Annotated in this window: 9 protein-coding genes; 5 read left to right on the plus strand and 4 right to left on the minus strand. The window is 64.6% G+C overall.

Annotated features, from left to right (window positions below):
- The 3 genes from V7116_RS19685 to V7116_RS19695 form a co-directional block, all read left to right on the plus strand.
- Positions 1-345: hypothetical protein (locus V7116_RS19685; RefSeq protein WP_324393677.1), on the plus strand; the 345-nt coding region annotated here is incomplete at its 5' end.
- Between the two features lie 200 nt (positions 346-545).
- Positions 546-1,448 (plus strand): DsbA family protein, encoded by a 903-nt coding sequence (locus V7116_RS19690; protein ID WP_324393678.1) that lies wholly within the window; start codon positions 546-548, stop codon positions 1,446-1,448.
- Between the two features lie 179 nt (positions 1,449-1,627).
- Entirely contained in the window at positions 1,628-2,545 is a 918-nt protein-coding gene (locus V7116_RS19695; RefSeq protein ID WP_324393679.1) for a DsbA family protein, read from the plus strand.
- A gap of 216 nt (positions 2,546-2,761) precedes the next feature.
- Here the strand turns inward: V7116_RS19695 and V7116_RS19700 are convergent, their stop codons facing one another.
- The 4 genes from V7116_RS19700 to V7116_RS19715 all read right to left on the minus strand — a co-directional run bounded on the left by V7116_RS19700 (position 2,762) and on the right by V7116_RS19715 (position 8,693).
- Positions 2,762-5,053 (minus strand): DUF4397 domain-containing protein, encoded by a 2,292-nt coding sequence (locus tag V7116_RS19700; RefSeq protein ID WP_324393680.1) that lies wholly within the window; start codon positions 5,051-5,053, stop codon positions 2,762-2,764.
- Positions 5,054-5,377: 324 nt separating this feature from the next.
- Complete coding sequence (gene ahcY / locus V7116_RS19705; protein ID WP_324393681.1) at positions 5,378-6,643, minus strand: adenosylhomocysteinase; 1,266 nt, start codon at positions 6,641-6,643, stop codon at positions 5,378-5,380.
- Between the two features lie 297 nt (positions 6,644-6,940).
- Positions 6,941-7,723, minus strand: coding sequence for a GNAT family N-acetyltransferase (locus V7116_RS19710; protein ID WP_324393682.1), 783 nt, complete (start codon positions 7,721-7,723; stop codon positions 6,941-6,943).
- The gene (locus tag V7116_RS19715; protein ID WP_324393683.1) at positions 7,704-8,693 is read right to left on the minus strand and encodes a carbohydrate kinase family protein; all 990 of its coding nucleotides are present in this window, start codon (positions 8,691-8,693) and stop codon (positions 7,704-7,706) included. Before V7116_RS19715 ends, V7116_RS19710 begins: the two co-directional genes overlap by 20 nt.
- A gap of 258 nt (positions 8,694-8,951) precedes the next feature.
- On the opposite strand from V7116_RS19715, the gene V7116_RS19720 reads away from it, so the two are divergent.
- The gene (locus tag V7116_RS19720; protein WP_324393684.1) at positions 8,952-9,725 is read left to right on the plus strand and encodes a hypothetical protein; all 774 of its coding nucleotides are present in this window, start codon (positions 8,952-8,954) and stop codon (positions 9,723-9,725) included.
- A 41-nt stretch (positions 9,726-9,766) separates the two neighbouring features.
- The coding region (locus V7116_RS19725) for an AMP-binding protein (RefSeq protein WP_324393685.1) at positions 9,767-10,586 on the plus strand (820 nt) is incomplete at its 3' end.

A 10,586-nucleotide genomic window follows, 5' to 3' on the forward strand; every position in this document is an offset into this window, starting at 1 on the left:
GATATTACCGAAAGGTATATCGATCCGGCGACACAATGCGGAATGAGGCTGCGGTCCTCACGAGGCAGTGCAAGTTTTAACATTGCAATCACGGGCGAAAAGTATGAGGATGTCTGGGTAGACATTTATCGTGGCAACGAAACGCAGCCTGTCCCGGTCTATGCCCAGTTGGATAAGACGTTTATCGATACCAATGAGCCTTACGTCCATCAGGTTTATTCGTGGAACGCGTGGTGGCCCATCGGATTTTATCGGTTGGAAGTTACCTTTGGTGATCAAACCGGCGTCGTGGGATTTGAAGTAACTGAAGCTGCCTCCAATACAATCTACGTCGTGTGTGACTAAGCCCCCCAATCCGACAGTAACTATTCAAAACTCGCAGCGGCGCGGTATTCGAGCGCCGCTGCTGTGTTTTGAGACCATGCTTCCGTGTGCGCCAATTTGGTTTACTTATCAACTTCTTATTTGACACGCGAGGGTGGTAAGATAAGATAAAGTTCAACCATATTTGATTAATCGCGTCGTTCCCGGAAGCGAGAGAAGCGATGGCAAGCAAAACGAGTAACTCCCCAGACCCCTCAAACCCGAACAGCGGGATGCCGTGGCCTGCGCGTGCAACGTACGAAGTAGGCCGGACCAAGCGCGCGCGGCAGGAGCAGTATCGCAGCCAACTGCGCATGTTTTGGAGCGTCGGCACGCTGGCACTGCTGGGCGGGCTGCTGATCATCTTCTTTAGCTGGCGCGAAGCGGGCGCGGCGAAGGACGTGAGCTGCGCGGACTTCCCGGATTACTGCGTGCCTCTGGCCGGGGGCGACGCGGGTGCGCCCTTCGAGACCTTCGAGACCGAGGCATCACGCACGCTGGATCAGGTGAGCACCCATCCCGAGACGGTGGCGCGCGGCGTGACGGACGAGGGCATGCCGTTCATCGGCAACCCGGACGCGCCGATTGCGATTCTGGAAGTGGCGGACTTTGCCTGCCCGCACTGCCAGGATTATCACGACAGCGACATGCCGCAGATCATGGAGGATCTGATCCTGTCTGGGAAGGCGAACTTCCAACTGGTGATGACGACCGGAACGGGCGGTGCGTTCTCTGAAACGGCGTCCGAGTTCGCGCTGTGTGCGGGCGAGCAGGGCGCGTTCTGGGAAGTGAACGACGAATTGTACCGGCTGGCCCAGTCTCAGGGCGTGTCGTCGGCGTTCAACATCTCGAACCTGCTCAAGTCCGGCGCGGATATGGGGCTGGACCAGGGCGCGCTGCGCGAGTGCGTCAGCTCCAACCGGTACGCGACCGCGATGGCGAACTTCGTGCAGTTCGCCAACGATAACGGCGTGACGGGTACGCCGTCGGTGTTGGTCAACTTTGGCGATGGCTGGCGCATGGTTCAGCGCGATTACGCCACGCTGTCCGATCTGGTGGACCGCGCGAACGCGAACGCCGGATAAATCGGAATTCACAGGTGCTAATGACGAAGGCCCCTCCACGCGGAGCGGGCCTTTTTTGTTTTCCAGAAAGCTCCATGCCGCCGTGCGGCGCGGGGCGATTTGTTGGCCGTTTGGCGAGAATTCAGTACAGTGGAGGGGCGCGTATCAAAGACTACCTGTAAAGATCGTGGGGAGGACCCGTGTCTGAAAAAGTGAACCGTGGAACGGAACCATCTGGAAAAGTGAAGCGCGGAGCGGCTCGATCCGGCGGGTTGGGCTGGCCTGCACGTGCCTCGTATGAGATCGCCGCGTCGCGCCGCCAGCGTGACGCGCAGTACAACCAGCAGTTGAAACTGCTGCTGGCGATCGTGGGCGCGGCCCTGGTGATGGGCGGCCTCGTCGCGTATCTGAGTTGGCATGGGGTTGGTTCGACCAAAGAACTGAGCTGTAAGGAATACGAGGAATACTGCGTGCCGCTGGTGGGCGGTGGTCCCGTGGCGGCGCTGGAATCGCCGGAGTCGCGGACGCTGGACAGCGACAGCGTGGACGATCCGCGCGTGGTGCGCGGCGTCACCGCCGAGGGCCTGCCGTTCATCGGCAACCCGGATGCGCCGATCAAGATCATCGAGGTGGCGGACTTTGCGTGTAGTCACTGTCAGGATTACCACCAGAGCGACCTGAAGCGCATCATCCGCGACTTCGTGCTGACGGGGCAGGCGCAGTTCCAGGTGGCGATGACCACGGGCACCGGCGGCGCGTATTCGCAGTTGGCGACGCAGTTCGCGCTGTGCGCGGGCGAGCAGGGCGCGTACTGGGAAATGAGCGACGAACTGTACCGCATCGCGCAGTCGCAGAGCGTGGTGACGGGCTTCAGCTTGAATAACCTGCTGGACGTGGCGAGCGACATGGGCCTGGACGAGCGCGAGCTGCGCGAGTGCTACGCGTCCGGCAGGTATACCGCGACGCTCTCGGCCTACCAGACGATTGCCAACGATCTCGGCGTGACGGGCACGCCGTCGGTGCTGGTCGATGTGGGCGACGGCTGGCGCATGGTGACGCGGAATTACGACACCATTAAGCCGCTCGTGGAGCAGGCGAACGCCGCCGCGAGCGAGTAGCGGAACGGCAATATGCCCGATATGCGAGCAAGGTAAGTCACCAGTGGTGCGGTAGGGGCCTCTGCCTTTCGTAGGGGCGGGGCTTGCCCCGCCTGCTGCCAGCAAAGCCGGGTAGGGCAATACGCCCCGTACGAAGCCGCAAGCCGTAGCGCAAAACAACAGCGGGCCGATCCTCACTGGATCGGCCCGCTGTGTTGTAAGCGTAAAATGTTGGAGCTAGCCGACGGCGAGCGGCGTCGCGGCGGGTGCGGCGGGCGCGCCTGCCGACACATCCGGGAGCTGCATCACGTCGTAGGCCGCGCCGTTTTCGGTGACGCTGATGTACTGCGCCACGGCCCAGCCCTCGACGCTGCCCGATTCGTCGATGTAGGTCACATACAGCCACGAGCCGTCCGCGTTGCGCCCGGTGACGGTCACCGTTGCGCCACCCGCGACCGCGCGCAGCACGCCCGCGTCCGCGTTCGGCTGGCTGCGCAGGTTCAGGTTCACGCCGGGATCGAGCACGATCGTGCCGGTGGGACCGGAAACCGGGGCTGCATTGTCCGCCGGGGCAGGGGTGTCCTGCGCAGGCTGCTCAGCGGCGGGCGCTTCGGTCGGCTGAACGGGCGTGACACCCGTGCCGGGGGCGATCACTTCGCCCGCACGGTCGCTGGGGATGGGCGGGAGCGCCATCAGCGATTCGATCGAGGCGAGGGTCTGGCCGTTGTTCTCGACACGCACGAAGCCCGCCGACACCCAGCACTGCATGGTTCCGGCAGCAGGATCGATCCACTCGGACCACAGCCAGATGTCCGTGATGTCGGTGATCGCCAGCGTCGCTTCGGGGGCCGGTTCGGCTTCCGCCGTACCTGCCGCTGCGCCCGTGGGCGGCGCGATGCGCCCCAGGATCCCTAACTGCGCGCCGGAGGGGATCAGACCCAGGGACAGCGAGTTCGAGTTGGGGTACTGGCGGCAGTGCAGGTTGGATCCTGCGTTCACTTCCACGTACCCGATCGGGCCGGTACGCTGCGGCTGTGCCGGTTGGGCGGGAGCCGCTTCGGTCGGCTCGGCTGCGCCCTCCGCCGGGACGGGTGTCGCGTCGGTCGCTTGGGCGGGCGGTTCTGCGGCGGCTTCCGTCACCACGGGAGCGGCTTCGGTGGCGACCGGCTGCGACACGACTGCCGCCGATCCGCCGGGCAGGCTGTTGGCCGTCACCTGGATTTCAGTCCCGGCGACCTGCGCAGCGGCGGTGTCCATGGTGCCATAGACCAGGACGGTGTAATAAACGCCGCCGAAGTAGGGCTGTTCCGGCACGGTCACGCTGGCCGGTGACTCGCCACCTTCCACGGACGCGGACAGAGCATACTGGCTGGGCGCGGCATCCACCGCGTCTGCCTGCGTATCGGTCGTGAGGCCACTCGCCAGGGTAACTTCTTCCTCGCCGCTCAACGTGACCGTGGTGGTCGCGCCGGGCACGGTATTCAGCACGGCGATACGCGCGTTTTCAGGCGCGACATCGGCGGTATTGTCGGGATAGACCTGGATGGTCGGGCCATCACTGGCAACCTGACCGACGACGGCGACGGTCACTGCCGGGGTCGCGGCGTCGAGCGTGACGTCGGCGGTCACCAGCGGATCGTCCGTGGCGGCGGCCCCTGCGTTACGCAGGACCAGGGACGTGGCCCCGGCGGGCAGCGCGACGTGATCCGTCATCTGGCCCAGGTCGAGCGACGGCGCGATCAGCACATCGTTGGCGTAAACGTCCACGGTGGGCACGTCCGGGCTGGCATGCGCGAGACGCACGCGCACGCTTTCGGTTTCCAGCGGGGAATTGACGGGCGTCGCCAGAATGAGGGTGGTCGGCGTGACGTCCCCGTCGAGCGTGCCGAGAATCACGAACGTGTACAGCGTGCCGCTGACGAGGTGCACTTCGCCGACGCTCGCCACGGCACTGTCGACATCACCACCCGCCGGAACCATCACGAGGTTCTGCACGCTGGCCGGAATGTTGATCGTGCCGTATTGCACGTTGTAGCTCACGCCCTGAAGCAGCGGGCCGCCCTCGGCGGTCAGCACGTCGAGCGCGGGCGCATCCGCGATGGTGTTGATCGCGGTCAGGCGCGCCATCCCCGTTTCGATCGGGTCCAAAATATCTTCGTACTGCATCGTGGTGATGGCGTCCGGCGTGCCCTGCATCACCAGCATGAAGGCCAGATCGGGCACGAGCGAGACCTGCGCGGTCGCCAGCGGCGCGCTGGACGGATCGGCTCCCGCTTCGCGCAGCGCGATGTCGTGCGCGCCTGCCGTGAAGGTCAGGTGCGGCGTCACGGCGCTGTAGCTGAGATTGGGCGCCACGAGCGCGCCGTCTACATACACATCAATGGCCGGTCCGCCAGGGACCGCGTGCAAAAAGCGCAGCCGCGACGAGCCATCCTGCGCGTGCGCGGTGGATGGCGTGAAGGCGCCCACCAGCGTCAGCGTCAGGGCTGCCAGCAGCAGGCCGGTCAGAACCCAGGTACGACGGTTCATACGAGTTTATCTCCTAGCAACGTTTTCCGACGATCAACGATCCATCGCCCCCCGCGTAAAGATTCTAGCGCACGGCCAGGGCTTTACCCAACGCCTGACCTGCGACTGGCGTCTGGTATGGCGGGGCGCTGCCCCACACCCCGCGCCCTTTTTCCATGAAAAAGGGCGGCAAAAAGCGAGGGACAGGGCAGGATTTGTAGGGGCGTATTGTTATGCGCCCCTACCGGACCGCCCGGATTGGGCGGGATGCGCAGAAAAGCCAGCGCGCCGCCCACAAGAACGGGCAGCGCGCAGAAGAATCGAACCTGAGTTGGGCGGAGCGGCTTACGTGCCTTCCTGCCACTGGTCGAGGTAGTTTGCCTGTTCGTCGGTGAGCGTGTCGATGTTGACGCCCATCGCGGCCAGCTTGAGCCGGGCGATCTCGTGGTCCACGTCTTCGGGGATGGTGTACACCTGGGCCTGCAGGGTGTCGCCGTTGCGCAGCATGTATTCCGCGCCGAGCGCCTGGTTGGCGAAGCTCATGTCCATCACGCTGGCGGGGTGACCCTCCGCCGCGGCGAGGTTGATCAGGCGGCCTTCGCCCCGCAGATTGATCGCGCGGCCATCGGGCATGCGGAACTGCTCGACGAACGGACGCACGCGGCGCGGCTCCTGGCCGGACAGCTCCTGCAGCGCCGGGATGTTGATCTCGACGTTGAAGTGGCCGCTGTTGCAGACGATCGCGCCATCCTTCATCACCTCGAAGTGATGGCGGTCGAAGACGTGAATGTCGCCCGTGGCGCTCACGAACACGTCACCGATGGGAGCCGCTTCCATCATGGGCATCACCTGGAAGCCGTCCATGACCGCTTCGAGCGCCTTGAGCGGATCGACTTCGGTCACGATGACACGTGCGCCCAGCCCCCGTGCGCGGTTGGCGATGCCACGGCTGCACCAGCCGTAACCGCCGACGACCACCACGCGCCCGGCCAGCAGGACGTTGGTCGCGCGGATGATGCCGTCGATGGTGCTCTGGCCCGTGCCATAGCGGTTGTCGAACAGGTGCTTGGTCATGCTGTCGTTGACCGCGATCACCGGGAACTTCAGCGCGCCGTCTTTCGCCATCGCGCGCAGACGGATGACGCCCGTGGTCGTCTCTTCCGTGCCGCCGATGATGTTTTCGAGCAGGTCGGTGCGGTTCTTGTGCAGCTCGCTGACGAGATCCGCGCCGTCATCCATCGTGACCTGCGGCTTGTGATCGAGCGCGGCCTTGATGTGATCGTAATAGGTCGAATTGTCTTCGCCCTTGATGCCGTATACCGGGATCTCGAAGTGCGACACCAGCGACGCGGCGACGTCGTCCTGCGTGCTGAGGGGGTTGGACGCGGTCAGAACCACATCCGCGCCACCCGCCTGCAGGGTGCGCATCAGGTTCGCCGTCTCGGTGGTGATGTGCAGGCACGCGGACATCCGCACGCCTTCCAGCGGGCGTTCCTTCGCAAAGCGCTCGCGGATCTGGCGCAGAACGGGCATATCGCGCTCGGCCCACTCGATCCGGTAGCGGCCACCGGGGGCCTGGCTCAGGTCTCGGACATCATGCTCAACCGTCATGGAAACTCCTTACTTCTGTCTCTACTGCTCGCGCCGGTGCGCGAGCGCTCGCGGATTGTACCACAAAGGATGATAGTTGTTAGTGGTTAGTTGTTGGTTGTTAGCTAAGAGCGAAAATAGCGATTAGCCGTTAGTGATTGGTTGTTAGCACAAGCAAAAGCGGACCTCATCCCCGTCTACTCTCCAATCAAGTTGAAGAAAGGGAGACAAGCAGCGTTCAACAGGGTTTTGTAGGGGCGGGTTTCTAACCCGCCCTGCCTTGGCTCTTGCTTTTCCCTGATCCCTGGTCTCTAATCCCTAGTCCCGTGCCAGCCCCGGCCCTTCGAGAAACGAGCGGTAGAGCCGGAAGCCCAGTTTTTCATAGACGTGAATGGCGGGTGCGTTATCCGTCCGCACGTTGAGCACAACCGTTTCCAGGCCCGCATCCAGCGCCGCCTGTGCGACCGCGCTCGTGCAGACCGAGGCCAGCCCGCGCCCGCGGTATTCGGGCATGGTGAACACATTGCCGATGGCCGCGACGCTCTCCGCGCCGGACCAGACGTGTGTCCCGGCGGCGGCGATGAGCGCGTCGTCCTCCCAGACGCCGTAAAAGCAGCCGTGCGCGATCTGCCACGGGCTGAACGCCATCACCGCTTCGCCGGGATCGGCGGCGTGCCGGTAGAGGTCGTCCAGGGCGCGCACGTCGTCCGGCTCGATGCGGCGCAGATCGTGGTGTGGGGCGGGCGCGAATGTGCCGGGATCCAGCACCATGCGCCACTCGCGCTTCATGTGGGGCAGGTCGTAGCGCGCGGCGAGGATCGATTCCATTTCCGGCAGGAACAGGTAATAGATCTCGCCGGGCAGGGCGCACGCGTCGAAGATGGCGCGGACGCCTTCAGGATCGCCAAACGCGGTCAGGACGGCGGGGTCCAGCCCCTCGTAGACCAGCACGATCGAGGCGATCTCGCCGTCGTGATAGGCTGCGTAAAACGTGCTCTGCGGCCAGAACGCGTCATCGAGATCGCCCAATGCGTAAGCGGTCAGCGCGCGATCCTGGGCGAGGAACGCACGAATCGCGTCTCTATCGGATAGCTTCACCATGACGGGTCCCCGGCTGGAGCCAGCCATCGAGCGCGCCGTGATCGTCAAAGACGGTGCGGAAGCGCGCGACAAAATCGGGCAGGGTGTAATCGTGACTCTGGGGGCCGACGTGTTCGAGGGCATAGGCGGCGGCCAGCGCGCCGATCTGCCCGCACAGCTCCCAGCCGAACCCGCACGCGAGGCCCTTCATCAGCCCGGCGCGGTAGGCGTCACCGACGCCGGTCGGATCCGCGATGGTGGTCACCGGGAAGATCGGCACGACGAGGTGCTCGTCGTCCGCGTAAATGTGCGAGCCTTCGCTGCCGTGGGTGACGAGCAGGGTCTTGCCCTGGCGTACCACGTCTTCGCGCTTGAGGCCGGTCTTCTTGGCGATCATTTCCCATTCGTATTCGTTGCAGATCAGGATCGAGCAGCGCTCGATGCCGTGCATGATGAAATCGCCGTCGAGCCAGACGACCTGCTGGCTGGGATCGAAGATAAACGGCACGCTGCTGACCGCGCATTCGTCGGCCAACTGCGACATGGCGGCGGGGTCGTTGGGCGAGATGATCATCAGGTCCGGGTGGCTGGTGACCGCTTCGGCCAGCTTGTAGCCGTTGGAATAGGCCATCGCGCCGGTGTAGAACGAGCCGATCTGGTTGTTTTCGCTGTCGGTGTTGGCGAAAAACGAGGCGGTGAACACGCCGGGGATGATGCGGACGGCGGACGTATCGACGCCGTGCTCGTCGAGCCAGGCGCGATACTCGGCAAAGTCCATGCCCGCCGTGCCCATCAGGATCGGGCGCTCGCCCAGCAGGGCGAGGCTGTACGCGATGTTCGCTGCCGTGCCGCCGCGCTGCTTGTCCAGCGTTTCGACGAGCAGGCTGATGCTGATGCGATCCAGCTTGTCGGCAATGAGGTGGTCGCTAAAGCGGCCTGGAAAGCGCATCAAGTAGTCAAAAGCGATGGAGCCGCTCACGACAATTCGCATGGTGAGTGTCTTCCTCTGTGGTGCTTACGAGTGTGGCAAAACGAGAGGAGTATACCATGCTTTGAGCAGGACGCGACGGTGTTTTTACTGTTACCGGCGGCGTGACAGGTAGAAATGGGCAAAAACTGCCGCGTGACGTGTGTTTTTGCCGGACGTGCAGGCGATTAACGGCGGGCCGAATGATGCGGGCGGCGGGATTTTCGTTCGCTGCCAGTGAGGGGTAAAGTAGAAGCGTCGGGACTTCAGGGGAGGCGAGCCATGTTGACCATGAGCAATCTTTACGGGCACGGGTTTGATCGCCAGCAACTAGAGATGTTCGAGGCGTTGGGGTTCACCCTGCGCCCGCAAGAATCGATCTACATGGGATCGCAGATCTGCCGGTTCATCGACTTCAACAGCGGGCCCGCGCTGGAGCTGATCGAAGTCGAGGACCGGGCGGCGTACGAAGCGTTCGTGCCCGCGGGGATGGCGCCGTATTGCCCCGGCATTTCGCTGGTGGTCGCGGAAGGGGCGACGGCGCTCGACGAGTACGAGCGCGAGTTCGCCGCGCTGGAGCCGTATCGACTGCACGTGCCCTACACGGAGGGCGACGAACGCGGGCCGGGCTGGCACTACCTGAACTTCGGCGTGCCGGTCGTGCGCGATACATTTTTGTGGCTGACCGCGTACGACGAGCCGAAGCCCGCCTCCGGCGAGCACTGCGATCACGCCAACGGGGTGCAGGGCGTCGTGGGGCTGGTGTTCGACCTCAGCCCGGCGGATCTGGCGTGCCTGTCGCGCCTGACCGGGCAGTCGTTGGTGGACGGGATGCTGACGGTGGGCAGCGTGGCGGTGATCGCCAACAGCGCGGACGGCAGCGATCTGGGCGGGTCGCCTAAAACGTTCCCGCTGCGGGCGGTCGTGATGCGCGCGAGCAGCCTGGATGCGTTCGCGTCGTATGCGCCGGGGGCGCAGAACGTCACGCTGATGGGCCGCCCGGCGCTTCTGGTCGAGATGAATCCGCTGTCGTGGGATGTGCTGGTGACGGCCTGAGAGCCGGTGATTTTTCTGTTTTCGGATCGAAATGAGGTTTTATGCGCAGCAGCCTACAGATCCTTGCCGCCCCCGACGATCCGCCGCCGGGACTGTCGCCGCTGGTTCCCGGGCGCGCCGGAGGGCCGCGTTTTTCGCTCGACGCGCTGCGCGAGCGGATCGAGCGGCAGTTTTACGATGAGACGGCGCACCGCCCGGATATCCTGATCGAGCTGAACGAAGAGGATCAACGGCGGCTGCTTCTGCGCGAAGTGGCCGATTACGTGCTGGCGGTCGAGGGGGTGCGCCTGCGGCCCGGCGATAAAGCGGCGCTACTGGACGAGACGTATCGCAGCCTGTTCACGTTTGGGCCGCTGGACGATCTGCTGGCCGACGAGACGATCACCGAAATCGAGATCGAGGGGCCGAAGCGGCTGCACGCGCGGCGCGGTGTGAACGGGCGGTTGGAGCCGTCTGGCGCGGTCTTCGAGGATCGCACGCACCTGAATACGGTCCTGGCGCGCATCCTGGCGGCGGGCGGCGCGGCGCTGAGCGAGGACGTGCCGTTCCTCGAATTCGGCGCGGTGCTCGGCGGGCGCATGGCGCGCGTGACGCTGGCGGGGCCGCCGGTCAGCGTGGACCTGAGCGCGACGATCCGGCTGCATCCGCGCGAGGCGCTGCGGCTGGATGCGCTGGTCGCGCGCGGCACGGTGAGCGATCGGGCGGCGGCGGTGCTGCGCGAGCCTCTGGACGCGGCCGAGTTGGCCGGCCTGCCCGACACCGACCCGACCGACGCGGACCGGATACGTCCGCTGCGACCGGAGAATCTCGCCTACCTCATCTACACCTCGGGTACGACCGGGCTGCCCAAGGGGGTGGCGA

Origin of the sequence: Aggregatilinea sp. (assembly GCF_036822615.1) — a bacterium.
Classification (GTDB): Bacteria; Chloroflexota; Anaerolineae; order Aggregatilineales; family Aggregatilineaceae; genus Aggregatilinea.